The following is a 25,038-nucleotide window of genomic DNA, read 5'->3' as shown; positions in this document are numbered from 1 at the left end:
CGGGTAGTCGACTACTCGTGAGGATGGCTGCGGTGGCGGCGACGATCGTGTGTACGCAACTGCTGACACACCTTGTCCACCCTTCGGGAAGGGGCCTGCGATGACCGTCCACGTGGATTCTCCGTCGACAACCGGATTCGAGAGCGACGCGCCGCGGACCGGGTACGACCCGGACTTTCTCGGGTCGCGGGTCGAGGTTCCGGAACTGGATGCGGCCGTGCGCGGCGATGCGGTTCGTCTCGACGGCTCCGACGTGATCAGCTACACCCACTTCTCGTTGGCGCTGAGCAGGCCACGGCGGTTCGCGTTCTGGGTGGCCTGGAACATCGACGGCGCCGCGATGCGCAAACTTTCCCGCACCGGCATCGACTTCGTGAAAGACCCACGCGTCCCGGCCGAGGCGCAGGTGGGAAACGAACTCTACCGACAGAATCGGCTCGATCGCGGCCACCTGGCGCGGCGCGCGGATCTGCTGTGGGGCAGTGAGGCCGAAGCCGAGCAGGCCAATGTCGACTCGTTCTTCTACACCAACATCACCCCGCAGATGGACGACTTCAACCAGAGCAGTCGCGCCGGGGTGTGGGGCCAACTCGAAGACGCGGTCTTCGCCGACGTCGAGGTCGACAACCTGAGGGTGAGCGTGCTCGGCGGGCCCGCCTTCCGCGCGGACGACCAGGTGCATCGTGGGGTGGCCCTGCCGCGGGAGTACTGGAAGGCGATCTGCTTCGCCGAGGGAAACCGACTGCGGTGCAAGGCGTTTCTGCTGACCCAGCACCTCGACGAACTCGAAGCGCTCGCCCTCGACGAGTTCCGCGTTTTCCAGGTCGCCGTGGCCGAGATCGAACAGCGAGCGCACTGCCGATTCCCGGCCGCGCTCCACATCGCCGACACTTTCGTGACCCAGGAGTCGGTGGCCCAGCGCAGCCCGCTCGAGTCGACGGCCGACATCAGCTGGTAACCGCTAGCCGACACCGGCGCGGGTTACGACGTCGCCGCCCGACGTGCCGCCACGCGCGCCCATACCTGGGGATCGGTGCGTGGGCCGCCGGCGGTGGTGGCGCCGTACCGCCGGATCTGGGCGTCGATGTCGAGTGGCGCGGTCAGTGAGGTGCCGGGAGCGAGCGCGTCCTCCACCTGCTCATCGGGCACCAGCCAGCACACCTCGAACTCGATGCCGTCGGGGTCGCGGGCGTAGAGCGCCTTGGTCGACCCGTGATCGCCGGCACTGGTGAGTGCGCGAGCCGCCGTCAAGCGGTCCCGGACGGCGACGAGCTCGGACAACGTGTCCACTTCCCAGGCGACGTGATAGAGCCCGACCGAGCCCGCCGGGCCCGCCGTGGGTGTCCTGGCCTGGAAGAGGCCGAGGTCGTGATCGTTGGCCGAGCCGGGGTGACGCAGAAACGCGCCGCCGGGGAATCCTTCGGCGAGCCGCTCGAATCCGAGCACGTCCTCGTAGAACGCGATGCTGCGCGGCAGATCCGCGACGAACAGAACGATGTGGTTGATTCCCCGCATCGGGCGGTGGCCTCCTCGATCGACAGTCTCGATCTCTGAGCGTCCCACGCCGACCTCCGGCGACACCACTGGACGACCGGGGAGTGGGAGACTTTCGTGCCTGGGCGGCTCGCGCTATTGCGCCGACTTCGTCGCGGTGACGTGCTGCGTGCTGTCGGAGCTGAGCAGCAGCCGGGCGATGAGGTCGGTGAGATGTTCCCTGGTGGTGCCGAATTCGCCGCGCATCCAGGCCGCGACCAGCTCCAGTGCGCCGCTGACCACGCTGTAGGCGGTCATGTCGGCGTCGAGCGGATCGGCGGGTTCGGCGAGGATCTCGCGACCCACCGCCGACATCGCGCGCGCGATCGCGTGCTGGGTGGTCAGTCGCGCGGCCTGCAGTGCCTCGGTGCTCTGCGCGTTGAGCAGCAGGGCCGATCGGCGGGGGTCGGCGAGCAGGAAGCCCAGCGCGGCGTCCGCCGCCGCGCGCACCTGGCTGTGGACGTCGGGGTCGGCGTCGTGGGTGGCGGTGACCACCGCGGCGATGCCGAGGGCGGTGTGCTCCTCGACCAGCGCGGTGAGCAGGGCGTCGCGGTCGGCGAACTGCTCGTAGAAGTAGCGATCGTTGAGCCGGGCTCGCACGCAGACGGCCCGTTTGGTGACCGCCGGAGCTCCGCCCTCGGCGAGCAGGTCGAGCGCGGCGTCGAACAGCGCGCCGCGACGGCGGGATCGGCGTTCGTCCGCGGCTACACCGCCGTAGACGCGTGATGTCGCGGCGTCGTCGGTGTCGTTGCGCATGGCCGCCCTTCCTCTTCCTCGGGCGCCAGAATAGTCCACCCGGAACTCTTGACCCTCCCGCAATTCTGGTGCACTCTGACACCAGACTAGTTTATGGTGCCGTCCAGCACCAGAACTGTCGGCGGAACAAAGGAGTTCACCGATGACCTGTCCTGTGCCACATCAGGAAACCCGCTCGGTCGACGTCAGCCCGGCGTCCTCGCGCGAATCCCACAGCGCCGTCGCACGATTCGAACGTGTCGGCGGCTCGGTGCTGTTCGGTTTGTTCGGGGTCGGCCTGTTCGACCAGCCGATGCTGCCCCCCGTCTCGGCCGCGCTCGAGGCCACCGGCCGGGCGCGATATCAGCCGTGGGCGCGGGCAGTGCGCACCGCGGCGGCCGACCAGCTGATCTATCACGGCGAAGACGCCGACCGGGACGCCGAGTCGCAGCGGCTCATGCTCCTGCATCGCGACGTCAAAGGCGTCGGCCCGGACGGTGAACGCTATTCGGCGCTCAACCCGCACGCCTGGAACTGGATCCTCTACTCGACTTTCTTCGTCCAGCGCGGCGCCTACCTCGCATTGACCGGCGACACCCCGTCGCCGGCCGCCGACCAGGCCATCTGGGACCACTACCGCACCAAAACGCGCGGCCTGCACCTGCCGGGTAACTCGCAGCCGATCGCGAACTACGCGGACCTGGCCGTCCACTACGACCAGATGATCACCGAGCTGCGCGCGACCCCGGCGCTGGAAGCGGCCACCACAACGGTTCGCCGTGCACCGCGCCCGGACTTCCTGCCCGCCGTCACCGCCCCGTTCTGGTGGGTGAGCGCGCCCACGTTCGGCTATATCGCGATGGTTCTCGGCTGCGGGATCATGCACCCCGAGGTGCGCGCCAAGATGCCGATCGCCTGGACCGCTCGCCACGACCGGCACTTCCGAATCCTCACGACCGTTCTGCGCGTCGCCTACACCCGGCTCCCGGCCGCGGTCACCGACTCCCCGATGGCCCGCAATCGGCGCAAGTACGAACGCCTGGCCGGGCGATACCGGGAGGTCGGCCTCACCTCGTTCGCGCCGGAGACCGGCCAGGCCCGATCGCGGCGGCGCGTGCGAGCCTAGCCGCGATCGAGTGGCGCTCGGTCCGGCGCGGAGCCCGGCAGGTGCGGATCCATCCAGCGCAGCATCCGGTCGACCGAATCCGCGCAGTCGCCCTGCGCGCCGGACTCGGCCCACTCGATCAGCGCGGCGAAGGTGGCGGACTGGTACGCGGTGGCGATGGCCCGGCAGATGGGAGCGGGGGAGCCGGGCAGTCGACCGGCGAGGTAGTCCGACAGCGTATCGATCCACGGACGGTAGATCCGGGGAGCGGTCGCGGCCAGCTCGGGTTCGGAGGAGATCAGCCGCAGCCAGTCCGGCGCCAGCTCCTGGATCTGCGGATCGCGCGACACCGACTCGACGATCGCGGACCGCACGACCACCGCGGGTGGCTCCTCGGGTGCGGCGCCGGCGAGCGCGTCTCGTAGCCGCTCCGTCGCGGGCGCGACGCCGATCCAGGCGATCTCGGCTCGGGACGAGAAGTGTCGCAGCAGGGTGCGCGTGCTGATTCCGGTGGCCTCGGCGAGATCGCTCCAGCCGGTGGTGGCGAAACCGCGGTCGGTCCACAAGCGCAGTGCGCCGACCGACACGGCCCTGGTGTCCAGCACGGAGGGGCGGCCGGGGCGGCGGGGAGCTGGCTGGGTCACCGCGAAAGCCAAACAGTTTTGGCGAAGTGTGTCAATATTCAGTGAGACCTCACCGAAAACAGGAGAAACAGTATGGATTTCGTCAACTCGTCCGCGATCGTCACCGGCGGTGCGTCGGGTCTCGGCTTGGCGACCGTGCAGGAGCTGCACGCCAAGGGCGCCAAGGTCGTCATCGTCGACCTCCCCTCGTCCAACGGTGCGGCCATCGCCAAGGAACTGGGCGAGGGCGCGGCGTTCGCGGCCGCGGACGTGACCGACGAATCGGCGGTGGCCGCGGCCCTCGACGTCGCCGAGTCGCTGGCGCCGCTGCGGATCGCCGTGAACTGCGCCGGTATCGGCAACGCGATCAAGACGGTCGGCAAGAAGGGCGCGTTCCCGCTCGCCGATTTCACCAAGGTGATCAACGTCAACCTCGTCGGCACGTTCAACGTGATCCGGCTGGCCGCCGAGCGCATGTCGGGCACCGACCCGGTCGGTGAGGAGCGCGGCGTCATCATCAACACCGCCTCCGTCGCCGCCTACGACGGCCAGATCGGCCAGGCCGCCTACGCCGCGTCCAAGGGTGGCATCGTCGGCCTGACCCTGCCGATCGCGCGTGACCTGGCGAGCTTCAAGATCCGCGTCGTCACGATCGCGCCCGGCCTGTTCCGCACGCCGCTGTTCGAGACGCTGCCCGAGGAGGCGCTGCAGTCCCTCGGCGCGCAGGTGCCGCACCCCTCGCGCCTGGGGCAGCCCACCGAGTTCGCCGCGTTGGCCCGCCACATCGTGGAGAACCCGATGCTCAACGGCGAGACCATTCGCCTCGACGGCGCCATCCGGATGGCGCCGCGCTGAGTTGATCTGTGCGACAACACATCCGGCCGGGCGTGCTGCCCGGCCGGAGGTGTTGTCGGCACCGGCGTACCACTTGTGGTCGTCGTCAAAATTCGGCACGGGTGACGGCAAAATTAGAACGTGTTCTAGTAGGCTTCTGCTATGGAACAACTCACCGGACTGGATGCCAGTTTCCTCTATCTGGAGACCGACACCCAGCATCTCCACGTCTGCGCACTGCTGATCCTCGACCCGGCCGACGGGCCCTACTCCTTCGGCAACCTCCGCGACGAGCTCCGCAAGCGGTTGCCCCTCATCCCGCATATGCGCCGCCGAATCCACTCGGTGCCGTTCAACCTCGATCATCCGCTGTGGGTCGACGACGCCGACTTCGACATCGACAACCACATCCGGCGCGTGGAATTGCCGGAGACGGGCGGTCTGGCCGCGCTGATCGGCGCCATCGCCAGTCGCCCGATGGACCGGAATCGGCCGCTGTGGGAGATGTCGGTGGTGGAAGGTCTCGACGACGGCAAGGTGGCCGTCGTCTGCAAGTACCATCACTCGGCCGTCGACGGCATCACCGGCACGAACATGATGATGCACCTGTGCGATCTGGAGCCGGGGACCAGCCGCCCGGAACCCGAGCCGTGGCAACCGGAACCGGTGCCCGGCGATCTGGAACTGGCGGCGCGGGCCGCGGTCCACTTGCCCGCCAGGGCCGGCATGCTCGGCATGGTCCCCAAGACCCTCGGGATGGTCGCGGGCTTCGCCCGGCGGCGCCGCAACAATCAAGCGGGGATGGAACTTCCGTTCTCCGCGCCACGCACCCCGTTCAACCAGGCCGTCACCGCGGCGCGGTCGGTCTCGTTCACCAAGACCGACCTCGGCGCGATCAAGGAGATCAAGGCCGCGTTCGGGGTGAAGGTCAACGATGTGGTGCTGGCCGTCGTCGGCGGCGTGCTGCGCCGCTACCTGGAAGAACGCGGCGAGCTGCCCGATCGCTCCCTGATCGCGTCGGTGCCGGTCTCGGTGCACGAATCCACCCGGCACACCGAGGGGATCAACAAGGTCTCGACGCTGTTCTGCCGCCTCGGCACCGATGTCGCCGATCCGGTCGAGCGGCTGCGGGTGCTGGCCGTCGCGAACCGCGAAGCCAAGGCCGAACACGACATGATCGGCGCCGACTTCCTACAGGACTGGTCGAAGTACGCCCCGCCCAACACGTTTCGGCTCGCCTCGCGCGTGTACTCGTCGCTGAAGCTGGCCGAACGGCACCCGGTGGTGCACAACCTGGTGGTCTCGAATGTGCCGGGCCCGCCGATGCCGCTGTACTTCCTCGGCGTCCGGGTGGACGGGATGTTTCCGTTCGGTCCGGTCTTCCACGGTGCCGGGCTCACCGTCACCGTGCTGTCGAACTGCGGCGATCTCGATTTCGGCTTCATCGCCTGCCGCGACCTGGTTCCCGATGTCGACGCACTGGCCGAAGCCGTGCCCGCCGTGATCGAAGACCTGCTCGCCGCGGCGCGAGCCAAGGGCTGATCACCCGCTCGGGCCGATCACCCTGTTCGCCACCGGCGTCGAACAGGGTCGTCACCTACAGCCGTGCCGCCACTGCCCGGCACGCGTCGGTCAGCGCCGCGACGAACCGGTCCGGCGCGACGGCGCACGCCGCGTGACCCGCCGCGAGCGGATGAATACTCGACCCCGGGACGGCGGCCGCGAGTTCGATCTGGCGGTACACCGGGATCGCCCGGTCTCTGGTCGTGATGACCACCGCGGTCGGCATCCGCAGCTCGGGTAGCCACTCGGTGGCGTCGAAGGTCCCGATCTCGGCCAGCACGGGGGCTAGCGCCCAGCCGCTCGTACTGCGGAATTCGGCCACCGCCCAGCGGCGGAGCTGGCCCGGCACCAAGGCGGGCGGCAGATCCGGCAGGGTCCGCGTGAACCGCCGGGCGCGGCGATACGGATAGTCGCCCAGTGCCTCGGCGACGGAAGCGAAACCGCGATGGAACGCCCGCTCGCGCCACTTCTCCTGGAAGCGATAGGGAGTCGCGCACAGGACCAGTCCCGCCACCCGGTCCGGGTACCGGCGTGCCGTGAGCAGCGAGACGATACCGCCGAGCGAATAGCCGACGCAGACAAAGCGATCCAGACCCAGCGCGTCGGCGACCGCGACCACATCGTCGGCGCAGTCGTCGATCCGGAACTGGGCCGACTGGATCCCGCGCCCGTGCCAGCGCTGATCGAACAGCACCACGCGATAGTGGGCGCTCAGCGACTCCAACGCGGGAAACCAGTTCAGTGCCGCCGTGCACGCAGTGCCGTGCAGCAGGATCAGCACCGGTGCGCCGGGTGGTCCGGGGAGGTCGACGACATAGGTCCGGCCACGTCCGGGAAGGTCGAGCATCCGCCCACCGGGAATCTCGTCCACGGCGGGCACGACGAACGGCCCTGTCCGCACCGATCGCGCAGCACCCACGGTGGCCTCCTCGGGCATTTCTAGAACTCGTTACAGTTCATGATGGCATATCGAGGCGACAGTGTCGGCGCGGCAGCGTCAGGCGAGGAAGCGCTGGAGTTCCTCGGTGACGAATCGAGGGTTCTCCTCGACGAGCCAATGTCCGGCGCGCGGCACGTCGACCGCCCGCACGATGTTGCTCAGGCGCGGGGAAACGGTGGCGCGGATCGCCTCGAGCTGTCCCTCGGCGGTCATGAGCAGAGTCGGGACTGGAGTCGGCGCGGTCGCCACCGTGTCGCGGACGTCCTGGTCGAGGGCGCGGTAGAGCTCGAAGCCGCCCGCGAGAGCCTCGGGCTTGCGGTAGGTGCGGGCGAACTCGTCGACCTCGGCGTCGGTGAACGGGGACCGATCCGAGGTGCCGCCGAACGCCGTGCCGCCGAAGGAGACCTGCGGGTAGAACAGCGCCAGGTACTCGCGAACGTTGTCGCCGACAACAGCTTCGGGTACTCGCCGCTGGGAGTGCAACGCGATGTGCCAGCTCAGTGTGCGGTAGGTCGGTGCGTCGATCGCGGGCCCGGGCAGCGGGAGATCGAGGTAGCCGAGGCGGTCGGTATCGGCGGGGAACTGGGCGGCGTACGCGAAGGCGACGGCGGCGCCGAAGTCGTGTCCGACCACGCGCGCATCCCGCACGCCGAGCCGGTCGGCGATGAGGGTGTGCACATACCGCGCCAGCGTGGCCTTGTCGTAGGTGGTCGGTGAACCGGTGCTGTCACCGAGTCCGGGCAGGTCGACGGCGTAGACGGTGTGGTTCTCGGCGAGGGCGGGCATGATCGGCCACCAGCCGTACCAGGTCTGCGGCCACCCGTGGATCAGCACCACCGGTGTGCCGCTGCCGCCGGTCACATAGTGCATCCGGACACCGTCGACGTCGGCGAACTCGTGCCGGAATGTCTTGTCGAACACGGGGTCGCCCGCCGTCGCGGCGGCGTGGGGTGCGATGTCGGAGGCGGCCGGGGAACAGGCTGCGGCACACATCGTGAGCAGGAATGCGAGCGCGAAAGCCGCTGCCGCGCAGGCGGATCGACCGACGCTGTGTGGTCGGGAGGTGGAGATCATCTGTTCCTTGTCTGGGTGAGATCAGCGGCCGGTGGCGCCGTCGATCAGTTCGCGGAGGATGTCGGCGTGGCCTGCGTGGCGGCCGGTTTCCTCGATCATGTGGGCGAGTGCCCAGCGCACGCTGGGAGCGCGGCGTCCCGGCCGCGGTCGAGGCAGCGGGGCACCGAGATCGGTGCAGCCGTCGAGTATCTCGTTCGCTTGCTCGACCGCGGCCCGGTAGCGGGCGACGACGTCGGCGACAGTGGCAGACGCCGGGGCGTGGAAGGTCGCCTGCCAGTCGGTCACGGTGTCCCCGAGGAACATCGAGCGTTCGACGAAGGTGAGGTGCTCGAGCAGGCCGAGCAGGTTGGTGCCCGATGCCACCGCGGCCGTGCGTACTCGAGGTTCGGGCGCGCCGTCCACCTTCGCGACGATCGAAGTCCGCAGATAATCGAGGAATCCGCGCAGGACCTCGATCTCCTCGCTTCCCGTCCGTGGGGGCGGGGTGTCTCGGCGGCGGGCGCGACGCGGTGTGCTGGGCACGGTGGTCACCTTCCTTCGTCGCGAAACGTCAGGCGCTGCGGTGGATGAGCAGGCGTGCCCAGTTTCGCTGAGGCCACCACGATCTGGCACGCGAAATTGCGGGTTCGGCAAAAAGGTCGGTCAGCGGACTCGCTGCGCGTCCCGGATCGTGGTCGCCAGGCGTTCCAGCAGGGGAGCGGTGGCGGTATGGGAGAAGCGGAAGATCGGCGACCAGGGCGCGACCTGGCCGGCCAGCACCGCGGGCAGGCTGCGCCAGACCGGCCGGTCGGCGAGCGCGGCCGGCTGCAGGCCGGAGGTTCGGTCGTCGAGCAGGATCAGGTCGGCGCGATAGCGGTCGGCCGTCTCCCAGCTCAGTGATTGGAAGTAGCCGCCGGGATCGACCTGGTCGGGAACGACGAATTCGACCCCGAGTTCGGTGAAGTAGCTCAGATCGGCCGAGGCGCGCGGGTCGGAGGCGTAGAAGAGTTCGGGGGTTGCCGAGGCGGCGAGCACGCGCAGGCCGGGGCGCACCGCCACGGCGTCGCGCACCGCCTGGGACGCGGCGGCGAAGCGCTGCTCCGCGGCCGCGACCGCCGGGGTGGCGGTCTCGGCGCCGAGCGCCGCGGCCAGGGCGCGATAGCGCGCGATGATGTCGGGGAGCCGCTGACCGGCGATCTGCACGGCGACCACATTCGGGTTCGCCGACTCGATCTTGGACAGGTTGTCGTCGGGGACATACCAGAGTCGGCCCGGCACATAGGAATCGGTGACGAGCAGATCGGGCTCGAGCGTCGCGTACTTCTCGATGTCGAACTGCCCCCAGGCGTCACCGACGACGGTCACCGAGTCCGGATCGAGGTCGCCCAGCATGTCGCGGGCATGTGCCTCGCCGAAAATGCCCACGATGGACTCGCGTACCCCGTAGTCGACCAGCGCGCCCGCCGAGCCGGTGAACGCGACCACCCGGCGCGGCGTCCCCTCCGTCCGCACGGTGCCGCCACGACCATCGGGAAACTGCCAGCTCCCGGTGCTGTCGCGTCCGTTGTCGGCGTTGGCCCCGCAGGCCGCAAGACTCGCGCTCACCCCGACCGCCCCCGCTACCGCGAAGAATCGGCGCCGGGTGAGGGCACGGTCGGGTCGATCCTGTTTCGCGATCACGATTCTCCTCCGCACGTGGCAATCGGTTCGCGATCACTAGACCACACCCAATAAGGCAAGGCAAACCTTACTATCGACCGGCGGATTCAGCCGTGCCAGCGGCGGTAGACCTCGACGGCGCCGGGGTGCAGCGGGACGGTCCCGGTGCCGATCAGGAATCGGCCGTCGAGGAACTGGGTGCCCGCGGCCTCGGCGGGGACGAGCGCGTCCGCGTGGCGGACCAGCAGGTCGACGATGGCGGCCGCTGTCTCGTCGGGCAGGGTCGCGGCGGCCAGGAGAAGGTTGGCGACGCCGATCGTGTGCACCGCCGGGCTACCCGGATAGGCGTCGGCGGGAATGGCGACCCGGTCGTAGACGGGGCCGTATCGCTCGCGCAGGGGAGCGGCGAGGGCGCCGAGGTCGATCAGGCGCAGGGGATCGGGCACGGCGAGTGCGGCGGTGGGCACCCCACCGGCCCACAGCAACGCGTCGATGTCGCCGTCGGTCAACCGTTGCGCGGCCTCGCGCAGCGGTCGATGCTCGACCACGACGTCGACGCTCGGATCCAGCCCGGCCGTTGTCAGCAGTCGCTGACCGGTGACCGCGGCGCCCGAGCCCGCGGCACCGAGATTGACTCGGCGTCCGCGCAGGTCGGCGACCTCGTTGATCGGATCGCCGGTGCGGACCGCCAGCTGGAGATAGTTCTCGTAGACGCGACCGAGCGCCACCACACGCCCGCCGAAATCGCTCGCCGAGTCCGCCAGCGCCAGTGCGGTGTCGACGTCGCCGTCGGCGACCATCCGCAGATTCTGTTGCGACCCAGCGGTTTCCACCGGTTCGATGCGGACAGTGTCGGTGTCGTCAGCGGCCGCGGCGGCCAGCAGTCGCGCGAAGGCGTAGTAGAAGCCCCCGTCCTCGCCCGAGGCCAGCCGCACCGTTGTCCGGTCGTTCGTGCCGCACCCGGCCACGCCCGCCGATACAAGTGCGGCCAAGGCCAGCATTCGGCGACGTGACATCGGCGATCCACCACTCATCGCGCCACCTCGGGTATCCGGACCGTCACGGCGAGCCCGTGCGGGTGCACCGCCTCGACCGTCAACCTCGCGCCCCATGCCGTGGCCAGTGCCTGCGCGATCGACAGCCCCAGCCCCGTTCCGCCCGCGGCCGCGGCGGAACCGCGGAAGAACCGTGCCGTGAGTTTGTCGAGTTCGTCCGGCGCGACGCCCGGCCCGTCGTCGGCGACCCGGACCCTCACCCAGCCCGGTTCGTCGCTCACCCCGACGACCGTGTGCGCGCCGGATCCCGCGTACCGGCACGAATTGCTCAGTGCCACATCGAGAATCTGGGCCAGCGCCGCCGAGCTGATCGCCGCCGCGCTGTGGCTGCCGGAATCCTCACCGCCGTCCGGCGGCGCAGGGCTGACCGATCCGTCGGGTCGGCGTGCCGTGGTCAACCGCATCCCCGCGTCGTCGAACGCCGACCCCCATGCGTCGATTCGGTCGGCCACGACCTGTGCCGGATCGCACCGCTCGTCGGCGGATGCCGCAGTGCCGAAGGACGCGGGTGCTTGCGCCACGGCCAGCTCCAGCAGATCGTCGAGGAGCGCGGTCAGCCGTTCCACTTCCGCGGTCGCACCGCGGAAAGTCGCCGACGCCTGGCCGGGGACCGCGTACTCCAGCGAGTCGAGACGAATCATCAAGGCGGCGAGCGGGTTTCGCATGGCATGCGCGGTATCGGCGACGAGCTGGTGTTGCGCGTCGGCGGAATCGGCGACGGCGGTGGCCATGGCGTCGACGGATTCGGCGAGATCACGGACCTCCGGTGGGCCACCGTAATTTCTGGTGATCGGGGCGCGGCCGCGTGGTTTCGGCAGTGTCGCGGTGAGCTCGGCGACCGCGTCCGACATCGCGGCCAGCGGGCGCAGCACCCATCGGCTCAGGACCAGTGCCAACAGCACGAAGACCACCATCGCGCCGAGCGCGCCCACCGCGATCACCGCCCACACCCGGGCGATCGTCGCGCGCGCCGCGGCGGTCGACGCCTCGATCACGACGGCCCCGTTGACCTGCACACCGGTGCCGACGGGCCGGGCGATGAGCATGACCGGGGCGCTCCACGGCGTCAACCGATCCACCTGCTGCGGTCGCTGGTTGCGGCGAGCCGCGGCCACCGCGGCCCGGATCCGCACATCGCTCACCTCGACCCCGGCGTTGACGATCGGTGCCCCGCGAGCATCCACGACCAGCACGTTCTCCCCGTACAGCTCGTGATAGCGGCCGACCTCGTCGGCGAGTGCCTGCACCCCGCCCGCCGACCCCGCCGCGTCGGCGAGGGTCGCGAAGCGGTCGGCGTCACCGGATCGGCCGAGCACCAGCTCCTGGGTTCGGCTGGTGGCGGCGGTCAGCGACAGCGGAATCGCGAAGGCCAGCACCGCGAGCGCCGCGAAGACGGTGAGCGCGATCAGCAGTCTGCGGCGCATGCCGGTCCTCGAGCACTCACTCGCCCCACCGATACCCGTAGCCGCGAATGGTGGTGATCAGCCCGGGCCGGTTCAGTTTGGCGCGCAGCCCGGTCATGTGGACATCGAGCGAGCGCGAGACCGCGACGAACGCATCGCCCCAGATGCGGTCCATCAGCTGCTGCCTGCTCACCGCGGCGCCCGGCCGTTCCACCAGAACCTCGACGAGCTCGAATTCCTTCTGGGTGAGCGCGATCGGAGCACCGGCCACCTCGACGACCCGCGCATGCAGATCCACCCGGACATCACCGGTGACGACTTCGGTCCTGGCCCGCGTGGCGACGGCCGCGGCCCGGCGCAGTACGGTCTCGAGCCGCGCCATCAGTTCGGCGATCCGCGGGGGCTTGACCACATAGTCGTCCGCTCCGCCACGCAAGCCACGCACGATGGAGCGTTCGTCGCTGCGGGCGGTCAGGATCAATACCGGGATCGTGCTGACCTCACGCAGCTGACGCAGGACCTGCAACCCGTCGGCATCGGGCAGCCCGAGGTCGAGGAGCACGGCGTCGAAGTCACGGTGGGCGATGAGCAGGTCGGCGCCACGGCGCATGCGCTCGGCCCGGTAGCCGCGCGCGGTGAGCGCCTCTACCAGGGCGTCGCCCACCCCGTCGTCGTCCTCGACCACCGCAAGCCGCACGCGCCGATCCTCCCATAGCGGCAGGACCGGCGCGTGTTCCGGACGGTCAGCCACGCACGGCGGCCATCGCCCGTTCCGGCTCGACCGCATCGGCATCGACGACGTCGTCGGCGTCGATGGTCGACTCGGCCGAGGTCTCCCGCATGAAGTAGTAGGTGATCAGCGAGATCGCGATACATCCGGCGACGTAGAAGAAGTAGAGCGACTCGAGGCCTGCCTTCTTCAACGCCAGCGCGATCATCTCCGCGGTACCACCGAAGATCGCGACGGTCAGCGCGTACGGCAGCCCGACGCCGAGCGCGCGGATCTTGGTGGGGAACAGCTCGGCCTTCACGATCGAATTGATCGAGGTGTAGCCGGTGACGATCACCAGCGCGGTCATCATCAGGCCGAAGGCCGCGAGTGGGTTGGAGGTGTGCGCGAGCGCCGTCATGATCGGCACTGTCAGCACCGTGCCGGCGACACCGAAGAAGATGAGCAGTTTGCGGCGGCCGATCCGGTCGGACAGACCGCCCGCGATCGGCTGGAGCACCACGAAGACCAGGAGCGCGACGAAGTTGATCCAGGCCACGGTGTCCTTGGAGATGCCCGAGGTATTGATCATGAACTTCTGCATGTAGGTCGTGTAGGTGTAGAACGCCACCGTGCCGCCCAGCGTCAGGCCGACTACCAGCAGGCATTCGCGGGGGTACTGCAGCAGGACCCGCAGCGAACCGCGCGAGCTGCTCGCGGCCGCCTTGCCGGTCTCGGCCGTCTTCTCCATCGCCTTGAACGAGTCCGACTCGTCCATGCCGCGTCGCAGCAGCATCACCACGATCGCGCCACCGGAACCGATCAGGAACGGGATGCGCCAGCCCCAGCTGTACATCTGCTCGGACGAGAGCATCTGCTGCAGGATGATCTGCACGCCCAGGGCGACGAGCTGGCCCGCGACCAGCGTCACGTACTGGAAGCTCGAGTAGAACCCGCGCCGGCCCGGGGACGCGACCTCGGACAGATACGTTGCGCTGGTGGCGTATTCACCGCCGACCGACAGACCTTGCAGCAGTCGCGCCATGAGCAGCAACACCGGCGCCGCGATACCGATGGTCTGGAATCCGGGCGTCACCGCGATCATCAGCGAACCCGCGGCCATCACCGTCACCGACAGAGTGAGGGCGGCGCGCCGGCCGAATCGGTCGGCGTAGCGCCCGAGCGCCCAGCCGCCGATCGGGCGCATGATGAACCCGACCGCGAATACCGCCGCCGTCGACAGCAGTTGCGCCGTGGGGTCGCCGTCCGGGAAGAACGCCTTTGCGAAGTACACGCTGAACGCGGCGTAGACGTACCAGTCGTACCACTCGACGAGGTTGCCGATCGAGCCGCGCAGCACGTTCGCCACGACTCGCCGTTCACCACCGGCCTGTGTCGTTGTCACCTTGGACCCTCCTCTATCGGCGCGGCATTGCGCCGTCGGAGACCACTGTGTCGGCGCTCACATGCCGAAAGGAAGCGGCACGGGCGGTTCCTAACCTTCCCTTAGGACGATCCCCGATGACGGCCATATCGGGCAGCACCGCACCCGCCCCGTCGTCGGCGAGGAAATCCGCCATCCGGCGCTGCATTTCCGTTGTGCCAGAACTGAATTCGTTGCTTCGCGGCGTCACCGGTGAGCTCGGTGACGATCTCGGCGATCCGGGTGGCGCGGGCGTTGGTCGGCACCGGCAGTACTGCGCCGCGACGTCCGGCGGACTCCGGCGGAATCGCTCAGGAGGCGGTCGGGGTCGCCGTCCGGTCCTGCTCGGCGAAGCAGTCGGCGAGGAACGCGAATCCGGCCCGGGCGAATTGCGGTGCCGCGGTGAAGTGGCCACCGAATCGGATCCGATGTTCGCTGACCTCGACGCCGAGTTCGCGCCACCGCTGGGTGAGCAGCTCGGTCTGTCGGTAGGGGACCACCCGGTCGCGGGGGCCGTGCCCGACGAGCACCGGCGCTGTCGGCGGTAGGTATCCGAGGCTGACCTCACGCATTCGCTCGAGCCACACCGGATCCTCGAACGGGTCGGTGCGGAGATAGACGGTCCGCGACTTCGGGATGACGAACCCGACCGCGGCGAGCGCCAGCGGATGCAGTCGACGAATCACCGGCAGCGTGAACTTGCCCGCGGCGTTGAGATTTCGGCGCAGATCCAGGTCGTCGAAACTGGCTTCCAGCCCCATCGCCGAGTACACCAGCAAGAACAAGCCCGCGGTGCGATCGAGGCTCGCACCCATTTCGGCGAGATCGGCGGGTGGCGCGCCGACAGCGACACCGGCCAACGGCAGATCCGGAGCGTAGAGCGACTGGATCTGCGCGGCCCAGGCGGCGGTGTTGCCGCCCTCGGAGTAGCCGTAGATCCCGTACTGGCTGATCTGCGCCGATCGGGTGGTGAGCAGGTACCGCGCGGCACGCATGACGTCGAGCAAGGCGCGGCTGTTGGCCGGACCGATCACATAGGGATGAGTTCCCTCGGTTCCCAGCCCGGGGTAGTCCGTGACCGCCACCACCCAGCCGCGGGCCAACGCGGCGGCGATGAACACTCCTTCGTATTCCAGCCCGCGTTCGAGTAGCCGCGACACCGCTGCCGAACGTGCCATTCCCTGCGTGCCCGGAGCGAACCCGACCAGTGGCAGCGGTCCCGAGATATCGCGGGGAATCAGAATTGCTCCCGAGACCGTGATCGGCTTTCCGGCAAGGTCGGTGGAACGGTACAACACGCGATACGCGTCGGCCCGCACCGTGATTCCCGGGGCGATCCGTGCGGTCATCGGTCTGATTCGCAGAATTTCCCCGGCGGCGGCTCTGCTGACGGTCGATTCCGGGAGGGGCTGATAGAACCTTGTGCGCCGGCACGACATCATCGGATCAACCCCGTGCCGTGGGGTGCGGCGATCCGGTCGAACGTCAGTACGCCGTCGAGGAGTTCGCCTTTGCCGAGCAGGGCGCGATCGCGGTAGTAGTTGTTGACCACCTTCCAGGGAGAGCGCCGCCCCTGTCGCGGCATGACACCGTCGCCGCGCTGGATGTAGCCGGAGGTCAGGTCACCACCCATCACGGACTCTTCGGCGATGTCGTCGGCACCCGCTCGCACCGAGAACCGGGAGTATCCGCCGTCGCGCATGGCGTTGAGGACCCGGCAGAAATAGGTGGCGGCGAGGTCGGCCTTGAGCGTCCACGACGCGTTGGTGTAGCCGAGAATGATCATGGCATTGGGGACCCCGGAGATCAGGACACCCTTGTAGAGCACCGAACCGTGGGGGTCCACCGGTACGCCGTCCACTACGAGTTCGGCGCCGCCGACGATCTGCACGTTCAGGCCGGTGGCGGTGACGATGATGTCGGCCTCGAGTTCCTGGCCCGACTCGGTCAGCACGCCCTTCTCGGTGAACTTCGCGATGCGGTCGGTGACGATATCGGCCTTGCCGCTTTTCAGCGCCCTGAACAGGTCACCGTTGGGCACCACGCACAGACGCTGATCCCACGGGTTGTAACCGGGCGTGAAGTGCCGCATGTCGATCTTGTCGCCCACTTGCAGTCTGACCTGGTTCAAGAACACCTTCTTGGCCAGCTCGGGATTGGTGCGCGAGAGCTGGAAACTGGCGCGCTGCAAGGCGATATTGCGGGCACGGCCGATCCGATAGGCGATCTTCTCCGGCACACGGGCTTTGCGCATCGTGATCGCGACGGGATCATTCGAGGGCAGCGTCTGAATGTAGGTGGGCGAGCGCTGCAACATGGTGATGTGCTCGACGGCGTCGGCCATCGCGGGGATCAGGGTGATCGCGGTGGCACCCGAACCGATCACCACCACCTTCTTGCCCTGGTAGTCGAGGTCCTCGGGCCAGTGCTGCGGGTGCACGATCTGGCCGGTGAAGTCCGCGGCCCCGGGGAACGCCGGCTGATAGCCCTTGTCGTAGTCGTAGTAGCCGGTGGCGCCGACCAGGAAATTCGCCGACCAGATCTCGATCTCGCCGGTGCGCTCGTTGCGGACTTCGCCCGTCCACAGTCCGGTGGTGCTGTCGAAGGAGGCGCGAATTCCTCTGCGGCCGAAGTGGATATGCTCCAGCACGCCGTACTCGCGGGCGGTGTCTTCGATGTAGTTCCGGATGCTCGGCCCGTCGGCCAGGATCTTGGTGCCGATCCATGGGCGGAACCCGAAACCGAAGGTCAACATGTCCGAGTCGGACCGGATGCCCGGATACTTGAACAGATCCCAGGTACCGCCGACGTTGTCGCGACGTTCGATGATCGCGAAGCTGCGGCCGGTCCGCTCGCGAACGAGCTGACAGGCAGTGCCGATGCCGGAGAGGCCGGCGCCGATGATCAGTACGTCGACGTGTCGTGTCGTCATGACAGAGTTCCATCCTGGTGAGCGATCAGGTAGTCGCGGTCGTCGGGTTCGGTGAGCAGGGTGGTCATCGTCTTGCGGTCGAAAGGCCACAGGTCGATGGTGTTTTCCTCGGTGAAGTACCAGGAGTTGCACCCGGTGTTCCACACGGTCGGGCCCATGGCGTCCGCGACGGAGTCGTTGAACCGGACGGTGGCCTCCTCGGTCACCTCCACGGTGTCGAACTCGTTGTCGCGGAAGCGTTTCAGCCACCGCGTGATGTAGCGGGCAGTCAGTTCCGCGGAGTACTGCAGCGAGATCGATCCGGTGGGCGAATTCGGGCCGAGCACGGTGAACAAGTTCGGGAAACCGGGGATCGCGGTCATCCGGTAGGCGCGTGGCCCTTTCGCCCAGGCCTCGTCGATGCTCAGTCCGTCGCGGCCACGCAGGTTCATCGGGCGCATGTAGTTGTGTGGGTGGAAGCCGGTCGCGAAGACGATCACGTCGAGGTCGTGGTGGGTGCCGTCGGCGGTGCGGATTCCGGTTTCGGTGATCTCGCTGATCGCGTCGGTCACCAACGCCGCGTTGCCGGCGCCGATCGCGCGGTGATAGGTGCCGGAGAGGACCTGCCGCTTGCAGAACGGCTCGTAGTCGGGAGTCAACGCCGCTCGTAGCTGTGGATCGCGCACCTGGGTGGTCAGCGACCACCGGGCGAACTGCTGCGCGGCGCGGCGTCGCCATGTCGGTTTCAACGCGATATCGGCGAGGATGCCCGAGCTCCACAACAGCGCGGAGTAGAGGCGCTGGTGCGCGGCGGGCGCGGCGGCGAGCAGCTCGGCCAGCAGTCGCGGCTGGGGCAGACCCATCGGAGCCCAGAGCACCCACTGGGGGGTGCGGGCGAACTGGGTCAACTTCGCGGCTCGCGGTTGCAGCGCGGAGACCACCTGAACGCCGGTGGACCCGCTGCCGATCACCGCGATGCGCTTGCCTGCGGTCTCGATCGCGTCGTCCCACCGGGCGGTATGGACCACCGCACCGGTGAACCGGTCGATTCCCGGGATATCGGGGGTGAAGGGGTGGTGCAGCACGCCGGTGGCGGCGATGACGAAGTCCGCCGTGATCTCTCGGCCGCCCGCGAGGGTGACGGTCCACCCGTCGGCGCCGTGAACGGCCTCGGTGACCTCACTGTTCAGTGCGAGATGATCGGTCAGACCGAACTGCTCGACCACATCGCGGTGGTAGCGCTGGATCTCGCCACCGGTGGCCCAGATCTGTGACCAGTCGGGTTTGGGTGCGAAGCCGAACTGATAGATCTGCGACGGAACATCGCAGGTCAGTCCGGGGTAGCGGTTCCAATGCCAGACCCCGCCGACATCGGAGCCCTTCTCCACGATCACGAAGTTCTCGAAGCCGGCCTGCTTGAAGATCACGCCGGCGGTGATCCCGGCGACGCCGGCGCCGATGATGACGATCTTCGGGTCACGCATGACGAACTCCCTTGTTCTGTCTCCATGCCTGGACTGACACATCATTCTACTTACGGAATGAAGTGTCACTCAACTTTGACGGAGGCTATCATCACAGGCGTGGTCGGACCAGAGGCACTCGGAGACAGACGCGCTCAGCGAGCGGAACGCATGCGCGAGGAAACACGCCGCGACATCATCGACGCCGCCTTCGACTGTTTCGCGACGAGCGGCTACCACGACACCTCGATCGCCGACATCGCCACGCGGCTGGGGATCGGCCACGGCACCTTCTACCGGTATTTCCAGAACAAGCGCGACATCATCGACCACGTCGTGGACGATCTGTTCGGTCGCGTGCTGGAAGCCTTGGCGACCGACAACGCCCCCGCCGCCGCGGAAACCCTCGACGACTACCGCGCCCAGGTCGGCCGCATCGCCGACGGACTGACCGGCATCCTGTACTCCGACCCGCGCATTCCCCGGTTCCTGTTCACCGGGACGGTCGGTGTCGACGCCGAGCTGAACAAACGAATGTTCAGCGTGCTCGACTCCGCCAACGCGCTCACGGCCGGCTATCTCGAACACGGGATCGAACGCGGGTACCTGCGCGCCGATCTCGATGTCGACCACACGGCGCAGGCTGTGATGGGCATGCTGCTGGCCGGGGTCATCGCGTGCGCCAGAGATGCCGGGGAACGGGGCAGCGCGGACGACAGTGGGCCGCCCGAACAGCAACGAGAGCTCAGTATCGCGATACAGCGGCTGATGTTCGACGGAATCGCCCGCTGACTCACCGCTCGCGCAGAATCCACCGATTCTTGCCCAGCGCTTTGGCCTGGTAGAGGCAGTCGTCGGCCTCGGCGAGCAGTTCGGAAACGCGTCTACCGGTCAGCGGCGTCACCACCGCGCCGATGCTGACCGATACCGATATCGGCCCGTCGGGCAGGGCGAACGGATCGATCACCGCGGCGTGGAGCAGATCGATGGTCTTGCGCGCTCGGTCGACCGCGGACGGGGGGAGTACCACGATGAACTCGTCCCCGCCGAGGCGAGCGAGCAGTTCCTCATCGGTGCTCAAGCATCGCCGCAGGCGTTCGGCGAGCTCGACGAGGATCTGATCGCCCACGGCATGTCCGTAGGTGTCGTTGACCGCTTTGAACCCGTCGACGTCGAGTGCGCACACCGCCGCGCACTGTCCGGGGTGGGCGTCGCCGACGAGCGAGTGCAGCTCGGTGTGCAGGCCGCGCCGGTTGGTCAGGCCGGTGAGCGGGTCGTGGTGGGCCTGCCAGTGCAGCCGTTGCGCGGCGGTGTGCTGTTCGGTGAGGTCCTGGCCGAAGCCGAGCAGATAAGCCCGTTCGCCGTCGGCCGAGACACACTGGGTGATCGTCCAGCCGACCCACCTGGTAGTTCCGTCCGGGCGAGGCTGTTCGCTTTCGAACCGCACGGCCCCCGAGTCGTTGCCGGCGAGTTCGGCGAAGATGCGCCGGCGCTCGACGTCGGCGGTGTCGCCGGCCAGGTCGAAGCCGTCGAGTCCCCGTAGCTGGTCGAGCGAGTACCCCACCAGGCGTTCGAAGGCCGGATTGGCGTCGATGATGCGGCCTCGGGCGTCGCCGATGGACATGGCCACCGACGCGTGGCGGAACGCGATCTCGAAGCCGTCGGCGGCGTGCGCGGTCACCGACTCGGAGGTGAGACTGCGCCCGACGCCGAGGCCGAACCGCGAGGCCAGGCTCGTCAGAACCTCGGGTGGCGCTCCGGCGTGCCGGCAGACCTCACGCAGGGTCGGCAGCGAGGCATCGATGACAGCGGGGGAGCGGAAACCGAGATCGGCGACGGCGATCCCGAGGTTTTCGCCGACGGCGGGATCCCACGCGGGGTTGGCCAGCGCGACCAGCACTCGGGCCAGGAGATCTTCGAGGACGTCGACGAGCTCGTCTTCGCCGCGTACCGGGATGTTCACCGCAGCCAGGTGCGCGGCCCATCGCCGGGCGAATCGTCGAGCGGGCACCGTCGATGACACCTCCGTAGACTCCGATATCTCCTTCGAGCAGTAAAGCAAGGATCGCCTCACCGCATGCGAACATCGGATCAGCCGGGCGTCATCGTGTGCAGCGGACATCCGTTCGGGTGGCGGGCTCGCGGGGTCGTCACCGGCCGGTGGTGGTCGGTGGAGCAGGGCTGGTGGGCGCGGTCGTCGCGCCGGTGTTCGGCGCGGCCGGGCTGCCCGGCACCGCCTCGTTCCCGTAGAAGGTCGGCAGCATGCCCTTGACCAGCACCAGTGCCGACCCTTCGCCCGACGGCACCGTCGCGAGGTTCGTGGCGACCACGATCGTGAGGTCGGACTCCGGGTCATGGCCCATGAAGGTCATGTATCCCGGAATCTGACCGTCGTGTCCGAACAGATGCAAGCCGAATCGGACGATGCCGAGACCGTATCCGGCGACATCGGGGGCGGCCGGATCGATCGGCTGGATGCTGTCCATCCGCACTCGCTGCATCTGCTCGTCCAGCAGGTCGCCCTCGACGAGTGCCCGCACGTACGTGGCCACATCACCGACCGTCGAGATCGCGGCACCCGCGGTCCACGTCCACGACGGGCTCTCGTCGGTCGCGTTGTTGGGTTGCAGCGTGCCCGCGAGCGCGGCGGCCTGCTGCTCGGGCGGCAGGGCGAAGGTGTCGATGGTGGAGACATTGGTGCCGAACGCGTACCCCTGCGGGTGCGGATCGGGGATCGAGTGGTCCGCCGCCGCGGGCAGCGAGGTGTGCTTCAGGCCGAGTGGTTCGAAGATCCGCTGCTGGAAATTCTCGGCGGCCGACATCGTCGTGACCTTCTCGATGACCAGGCCGAGCAGGATGATGTTGGTATTGCTGTAATCGAATTTCTCCCCCGGTGCGAAGTTGACCGGATGGGAGAAGGCGATGGCGAGCAACTCCTCGGGCGTCCACACCTTGTTCGGGTCACTGTCGAGCATGGCATTGAACTGTGGGTCGAACGTGTAACTGTAGAGCCCGCTTCGCATTTCGGAGAGCTGGGCGATGGTGATCTCGTCGCCGTTCGGCACATCCGGCCAATATTTGGCAATCGGGTCCTCGAGTGCGAGTTTTCCCTCCTGCACCAACTGCAGAATAACGGTCGACGTCATGGTTTTGGTGTTGCTGGCGATGCGGAAATAGTCGTCCACCGACATGGGGTCGTCGGCCCCGATGACCCGGGTGCCGAATGTCTCGGTCCAATCGCCCTGCTTCGGCGATTTGACGACCACGACAGCACCGGGAATGACGTTGTCCTTCATGAGCTGGGTGATCACCGGCCTGAGGGTGGTGGCGTAGGCGGGCTCGGCCTGCGCGCCGGCCGACGTGCTGGTGGCATCGCCGCCGGAATCCGACGATGTCGCGCAGCCCGTGGCAATGAACAAACTCGCGGTCGCGACAAACACTGCGAAACTCGTCCGGTGTCCCATGATTCTCCGATCAGCGTGTGCTCGAAGGGGTGATGTCGCGCTGTGTAACGCAACTCTGCTCCCTGTGCGCCGAGGAATCAATCAGCAACCGGGTAACAGTGGAATGGCGAGCCGAGAGCTCGCCATTTCCGGCGATCGAGGGTGGGTTCAGCTCCGGAAGTCCTCGAAATCGAAGCCCGGTGCGACGACGCAGCTCACCAGTACCTCCGCACCACCGCACGGCCGGGCCGCCTGCCAATTACCCGCTGGGACGAGTTGCTGCACGCGTTGCCCCGACTCGATGGCTGGGCCGAGGATCACGGTCTCGGTTGTGGTGGGAGTGTCGCTGTCGCCGCCCAGCAGGAGTTCCAGTGGTCCGCCGCGATGCCACATCCACAGTTCGTCGGAGCGCACCGCATGCCAGATCGACTGTTCGTGCTCGGGGAGCAGGAACAGGATGCCGGTCGCCGCAGCGCGTGGGCCCGGATAGTCAGTCGGCGCGAAAGTGTGCGCACTGCGCCAAGTTTCGCGAAACCAGCCGCCTTCGGGATGCGGCAGCAGGTCGAGGGTCTCCGCGGTCGAGGGCCGGTGCAGCAGTTCGGTATGGCGGCCTGCCGGGCCGCGCCGGGCCCACCGCACCTTCCCGGCGGGTAGGTGTCCCGCGGTCGGCGATGCCGCGCGCGGGGTGACGACGAGGATCTGCGCGGTCGGCGCCAGCGCATCGGCAACCAGAAGCGCCGACTCGTCGTCTGCCGCCCAGGCGGTCCGGTCGTCGTCGACGGGCAGCTGATCACCTCCCGACCGCCAGGCATCGAGGGTGGTCACCAACATCGGTTCGGTGTCGGTCGCGTCAGACACGGGTGGTTCCATGACATCGAGTGTTCCCCAAGATCGTGGAATGCCGTTGTGCTCGTGGTGCCGGCGTCGCTCGAGTCGGCGGTCGCGGATCGGAACCGAGGCACCCGCAACCCGGAACCAGTGGTGCCGACCGGGGTGCGCGACGGTCGCCGACGGATCTTGCCGTCGCGACTGCGGTCCCCTACTCTGCGAGCTGTACGAGTATTCGAAAGGCTGAGTTCGAGTATTTGTTTCGAGGCGGGTTCGCTCTGGCGAGCGAGCGCGTCGATGGCAGGAATCAGGGAGTCGCCCGTGTTCGCAAGAATGGGTCGCATCGCCGCGACCGCCGCGCTGTGTCTGACCGTGTCGCTCATGGTCACCACCGGAACCGCCGCCGCGGAGTTCGGTTCGCTACCGCCCGCGAATCCGCACCTGGGCCCGCCGGGAACCGCGACGATGCACGGGGACGCCGAGTCGTCCGACGCCACGCCTTTCGCGGGTCCCGGAACCGGAAGCATCGACAGCGACTTCCGCGAACTCGCTGCTGCGTGTCCGACCATTCTGCAAGGCACGGACGGGATTCCGCAGGCGCTGTGCACCAAGATCATCGACCGGGCCCCGAAGGTGTTCCTGCTCGACCCCGGCAGCGGGCAGCCGCTGGCCTCCCTCGATTTGGTCAAGGGCAGCCTCCTCGGTGGTGTGTACGCCTATCTCGACAGCGATGACCGCATGGTCACGGTCGACGGCAGCGGTCAGCTGCTACGGATCGGCCACCGCAAGGACGGCGACGACTGGAAGCTGTTCGTCGAGACGAGAACCGATATAGCGCAAGCCGTCACGGGCCACTGCGGTGGTAGCGACTGCGACGCTGTGAGTTCGGTGATGCCCGACTTCGACGGCCGGGTGTGGTTCGCCACCGACAACGCGGTGGCGGGTTACTCCGATCCGGCGACCGGCGCGGCCCGGTCGATCGTGCTCGGTCCGGGGGAGAAGGTCGCCAACAGCATTTCCACTGCACCCGAGGGCGTCTCGATCGCCACCACCCACGCGCTGTACCTGGTCGATGTCGACGAGACCGGCGGTCCCCGCATCGTGTGGCGCCAGGCCTATGACCGCGGTCCGGCCCGCAAGCCCGGTCAGCTCTCCTGGGGGACCGGTGCCACTCCCACCTTCTTCGGCCCCGGTAGCGGCACCGAGTACGTGGCGATCACCGACAATGCCGTGCCGAAGGAAAATCTGCTCGTGTTCGACACCGCCGGCGGCAATCCGGTGTGCTCGGTGCCGACGGTCAAGGGCACCGAGAACTCGCCGATCGGTTCCGGCAACAGCCTTTTCGTCGCCAGCACCTACGGGTACCCGTATCCCGCGGTGCCGGAGGGGGCGGGCGACAGCGACCCGGCGCATGCTTCGTTCACCGGGGGCATGGTCCGCGTAGACGTCAGCGGTTCCGGCTGTCAGGTGAAGTGGACCAATGATGTTCTGTCCGCGGCGGTTCCACGTCTGTCGGTGGCCGACGGCAAGATCTACACCGTCGCCCGCCACAGCATCATTTCGACCGGCAGCGCCGGGTTGACCGATACCTTCCGCTACACCGTGATCGACGCCGCTACCGGGCGCGTCGACACGGAGAAGGTCATCGGGGCCACCGCCGTGCACAACACCCTGCAGATGGTCGGCACCATCGCCCCTGACCGCACCCTCTATCAGGGCACGATGAGCGGGTTGTTCCGGATCGCACCTCGCTGAGCG

At 68.1% G+C, this 25,038-nt stretch carries 23 protein-coding genes; 6 read left to right on the top strand and 17 right to left on the bottom strand.

What is annotated here, in order from left to right:
- Positions 1–100 precede the first annotated feature (100 nt).
- Complete coding sequence (locus ACFQ9R_RS01340) at positions 101–958, top strand: DNA/RNA non-specific endonuclease (RefSeq protein ID WP_378987660.1); 858 nt, start codon at positions 101–103, stop codon at positions 956–958.
- A gap of 23 nt (positions 959–981) precedes the next feature.
- On the opposite strand, the gene ACFQ9R_RS01335 is transcribed toward ACFQ9R_RS01340, so the two are convergent.
- Positions 982–1,515 carry a VOC family protein gene (locus ACFQ9R_RS01335; protein WP_378987657.1) on the bottom strand — a complete coding sequence of 178 codons (534 nt, stop codon included), beginning with the start codon at positions 1,513–1,515 and terminating at the stop codon, positions 982–984.
- A 114-nt stretch (positions 1,516–1,629) separates the two neighbouring features.
- Complete coding sequence (locus ACFQ9R_RS01330) at positions 1,630–2,289, bottom strand: TetR/AcrR family transcriptional regulator (protein ID WP_378987654.1); 660 nt, start codon at positions 2,287–2,289, stop codon at positions 1,630–1,632.
- 142 nt (positions 2,290–2,431) lie between these two features.
- Between ACFQ9R_RS01330 and ACFQ9R_RS01325 the strand changes: the two genes are divergently transcribed.
- A complete protein-coding gene (locus tag ACFQ9R_RS01325) occupies positions 2,432–3,394 on the top strand; it encodes an oxygenase MpaB family protein (protein ID WP_378987651.1) in 963 nt (320 codons plus the stop codon).
- Here the strand turns inward: ACFQ9R_RS01325 and ACFQ9R_RS01320 are convergent.
- Positions 3,391–4,017, bottom strand: a complete 627-nt coding sequence (locus ACFQ9R_RS01320; RefSeq protein ID WP_378987648.1) for a TetR/AcrR family transcriptional regulator — start codon at positions 4,015–4,017, stop codon at positions 3,391–3,393. The genes ACFQ9R_RS01325 and ACFQ9R_RS01320 overlap by 4 nt on opposite strands.
- Positions 4,018–4,089: 72 nt before the next feature.
- Here ACFQ9R_RS01320 and ACFQ9R_RS01315 point away from each other — a divergent pair, with 72 nt between their 5' ends.
- Positions 4,090–4,851, top strand: coding sequence for a 3-hydroxyacyl-CoA dehydrogenase (locus tag ACFQ9R_RS01315; RefSeq protein WP_378987645.1), 762 nt, complete (start codon positions 4,090–4,092; stop codon positions 4,849–4,851).
- Positions 4,852–4,992: 141 nt separating this feature from the next.
- Positions 4,993–6,372: a wax ester/triacylglycerol synthase family O-acyltransferase gene (locus tag ACFQ9R_RS01310; RefSeq protein WP_378987642.1), complete on the top strand. Its 1,380-nt coding sequence runs from the start codon at positions 4,993–4,995 to the stop codon at positions 6,370–6,372.
- Positions 6,373–6,427: 55 nt separating this feature from the next.
- Here ACFQ9R_RS01310 and ACFQ9R_RS01305 read toward each other — a convergent pair whose 3' ends face one another.
- The 11 genes from ACFQ9R_RS01305 to ACFQ9R_RS01255 all read right to left on the bottom strand — a co-directional run bounded on the left by ACFQ9R_RS01305 (position 6,428) and on the right by ACFQ9R_RS01255 (position 19,030).
- Positions 6,428–7,312, bottom strand: coding sequence for an alpha/beta fold hydrolase (locus tag ACFQ9R_RS01305; protein WP_378987639.1), 885 nt, complete (start codon positions 7,310–7,312; stop codon positions 6,428–6,430).
- A gap of 78 nt (positions 7,313–7,390) precedes the next feature.
- Positions 7,391–8,407 (bottom strand): alpha/beta fold hydrolase, encoded by a 1,017-nt coding sequence (locus ACFQ9R_RS01300; RefSeq protein ID WP_378987636.1) that lies wholly within the window; start codon positions 8,405–8,407, stop codon positions 7,391–7,393.
- 21 nt (positions 8,408–8,428) lie between these two features.
- Entirely contained in the window at positions 8,429–8,929 is a 501-nt protein-coding gene (locus ACFQ9R_RS01295) for a DinB family protein (RefSeq protein ID WP_378987633.1), read from the bottom strand.
- Between the two features lie 120 nt (positions 8,930–9,049).
- Positions 9,050–10,066: an ABC transporter substrate-binding protein gene (locus ACFQ9R_RS01290; protein ID WP_378987630.1), complete on the bottom strand. Its 1,017-nt coding sequence runs from the start codon at positions 10,064–10,066 to the stop codon at positions 9,050–9,052.
- Positions 10,067–10,152: 86 nt separating this feature from the next.
- On the bottom strand, positions 10,153–11,079 hold the full coding sequence (locus ACFQ9R_RS01285) for a TAXI family TRAP transporter solute-binding subunit (RefSeq protein WP_378987627.1): 927 nt from the start codon (positions 11,077–11,079) through the stop codon (positions 10,153–10,155).
- Positions 11,076–12,524, bottom strand: coding sequence for a sensor histidine kinase (locus ACFQ9R_RS01280; RefSeq protein WP_378987624.1), 1,449 nt, complete (start codon positions 12,522–12,524; stop codon positions 11,076–11,078). Before ACFQ9R_RS01280 ends, ACFQ9R_RS01285 begins: the two co-directional genes overlap by 4 nt.
- A 16-nt stretch (positions 12,525–12,540) precedes the next feature.
- Complete coding sequence (locus ACFQ9R_RS01275) at positions 12,541–13,200, bottom strand: response regulator transcription factor (protein ID WP_378987621.1); 660 nt, start codon at positions 13,198–13,200, stop codon at positions 12,541–12,543.
- 46 nt (positions 13,201–13,246) lie between these two features.
- Positions 13,247–14,617 (bottom strand): MFS transporter, encoded by a 1,371-nt coding sequence (locus ACFQ9R_RS01270; protein WP_378987618.1) that lies wholly within the window; start codon positions 14,615–14,617, stop codon positions 13,247–13,249.
- A gap of 329 nt (positions 14,618–14,946) precedes the next feature.
- Positions 14,947–15,984 carry a lipase family protein gene (locus ACFQ9R_RS01265; protein WP_378987615.1) on the bottom strand — a complete coding sequence of 346 codons (1,038 nt, stop codon included), beginning with the start codon at positions 15,982–15,984 and terminating at the stop codon, positions 14,947–14,949.
- Positions 15,985–16,073: 89 nt separating this feature from the next.
- Positions 16,074–17,567: a flavin-containing monooxygenase gene (locus ACFQ9R_RS01260; protein WP_378987612.1), complete on the bottom strand. Its 1,494-nt coding sequence runs from the start codon at positions 17,565–17,567 to the stop codon at positions 16,074–16,076.
- Complete coding sequence (locus ACFQ9R_RS01255) at positions 17,564–19,030, bottom strand: flavin-containing monooxygenase (protein ID WP_378987609.1); 1,467 nt, start codon at positions 19,028–19,030, stop codon at positions 17,564–17,566. Before ACFQ9R_RS01255 ends, ACFQ9R_RS01260 begins: the two co-directional genes overlap by 4 nt.
- Before the next feature lie 150 nt (positions 19,031–19,180).
- Between ACFQ9R_RS01255 and ACFQ9R_RS01250 the strand changes: the two genes are divergently transcribed.
- Positions 19,181–19,801: a TetR/AcrR family transcriptional regulator gene (locus tag ACFQ9R_RS01250; protein ID WP_378987606.1), complete on the top strand. Its 621-nt coding sequence runs from the start codon at positions 19,181–19,183 to the stop codon at positions 19,799–19,801.
- A 1-nt stretch (position 19,802) separates the two neighbouring features.
- Here ACFQ9R_RS01250 and ACFQ9R_RS01245 read toward each other — a convergent pair whose 3' ends face one another.
- From ACFQ9R_RS01245 to ACFQ9R_RS01235, 3 genes are all read right to left on the bottom strand, one after another.
- Positions 19,803–21,020 (bottom strand): diguanylate cyclase domain-containing protein, encoded by a 1,218-nt coding sequence (locus ACFQ9R_RS01245; RefSeq protein WP_378987603.1) that lies wholly within the window; start codon positions 21,018–21,020, stop codon positions 19,803–19,805.
- Between the two features lie 139 nt (positions 21,021–21,159).
- Positions 21,160–22,449 (bottom strand): serine hydrolase domain-containing protein, encoded by a 1,290-nt coding sequence (locus ACFQ9R_RS01240; RefSeq protein ID WP_378987600.1) that lies wholly within the window; start codon positions 22,447–22,449, stop codon positions 21,160–21,162.
- Between the two features lie 171 nt (positions 22,450–22,620).
- Positions 22,621–23,310: a cupin domain-containing protein gene (locus tag ACFQ9R_RS01235; protein WP_378987597.1), complete on the bottom strand. Its 690-nt coding sequence runs from the start codon at positions 23,308–23,310 to the stop codon at positions 22,621–22,623.
- 303 nt (positions 23,311–23,613) lie between these two features.
- Here ACFQ9R_RS01235 and ACFQ9R_RS01230 point away from each other — a divergent pair, with 303 nt between their 5' ends.
- Positions 23,614–25,035, top strand: a complete 1,422-nt coding sequence (locus ACFQ9R_RS01230; RefSeq protein WP_378988460.1) for a hypothetical protein — start codon at positions 23,614–23,616, stop codon at positions 25,033–25,035.
- The last annotated feature ends 3 nt before the right edge of the window (positions 25,036–25,038 follow it).

Source organism: Nocardia sp. NPDC056541 (genome assembly GCF_042794235.1).
In the GTDB taxonomy this organism is placed as follows: domain Bacteria; phylum Actinomycetota; class Actinomycetes; order Mycobacteriales; family Mycobacteriaceae; genus Nocardia.
The sequence above is the reverse complement of the archived record's forward strand: the minus strand, read 5'-3'. Positions and strand labels throughout refer to the sequence as shown.

Bases quoted from the DNA above. Each gene is read 5' to 3' on its own strand.
- ACFQ9R_RS01340 (WP_378987660.1), top strand. From the start codon at position 101: ATGACCGTCCACGTGGATTCTCCGTCGACAACCGGATTCGAGAGCGAC.
- ACFQ9R_RS01335 (WP_378987657.1), bottom strand. From the start codon at position 1,515: ATGCGGGGAATCAACCACATCGTTCTGTTCGTCGCGGATCTGCCGCGC.
- ACFQ9R_RS01330 (WP_378987654.1), bottom strand. From the start codon at position 2,289: ATGCGCAACGACACCGACGACGCCGCGACATCACGCGTCTACGGCGGT.
- ACFQ9R_RS01325 (WP_378987651.1), top strand. From the start codon at position 2,432: ATGACCTGTCCTGTGCCACATCAGGAAACCCGCTCGGTCGACGTCAGC.
- ACFQ9R_RS01315 (WP_378987645.1), top strand. From the start codon at position 4,090: ATGGATTTCGTCAACTCGTCCGCGATCGTCACCGGCGGTGCGTCGGGT.
- ACFQ9R_RS01310 (WP_378987642.1), top strand. From the start codon at position 4,993: ATGGAACAACTCACCGGACTGGATGCCAGTTTCCTCTATCTGGAGACC.
- ACFQ9R_RS01300 (WP_378987636.1), bottom strand. From the start codon at position 8,407: ATGATCTCCACCTCCCGACCACACAGCGTCGGTCGATCCGCCTGCGCG.
- ACFQ9R_RS01285 (WP_378987627.1), bottom strand. From the start codon at position 11,079: ATGAGTGGTGGATCGCCGATGTCACGTCGCCGAATGCTGGCCTTGGCC.
- ACFQ9R_RS01280 (WP_378987624.1), bottom strand. From the start codon at position 12,524: ATGCGCCGCAGACTGCTGATCGCGCTCACCGTCTTCGCGGCGCTCGCG.
- ACFQ9R_RS01265 (WP_378987615.1), bottom strand. From the start codon at position 15,984: ATGACCGCACGGATCGCCCCGGGAATCACGGTGCGGGCCGACGCGTAT.
- ACFQ9R_RS01260 (WP_378987612.1), bottom strand. From the start codon at position 17,567: ATGACGACACGACACGTCGACGTACTGATCATCGGCGCCGGCCTCTCC.
- ACFQ9R_RS01255 (WP_378987609.1), bottom strand. From the start codon at position 19,030: ATGCGTGACCCGAAGATCGTCATCATCGGCGCCGGCGTCGCCGGGATC.
- ACFQ9R_RS01250 (WP_378987606.1), top strand. From the start codon at position 19,181: ATGCGCGAGGAAACACGCCGCGACATCATCGACGCCGCCTTCGACTGT.
- ACFQ9R_RS01230 (WP_378988460.1), top strand. From the start codon at position 23,614: ATGGGTCGCATCGCCGCGACCGCCGCGCTGTGTCTGACCGTGTCGCTC.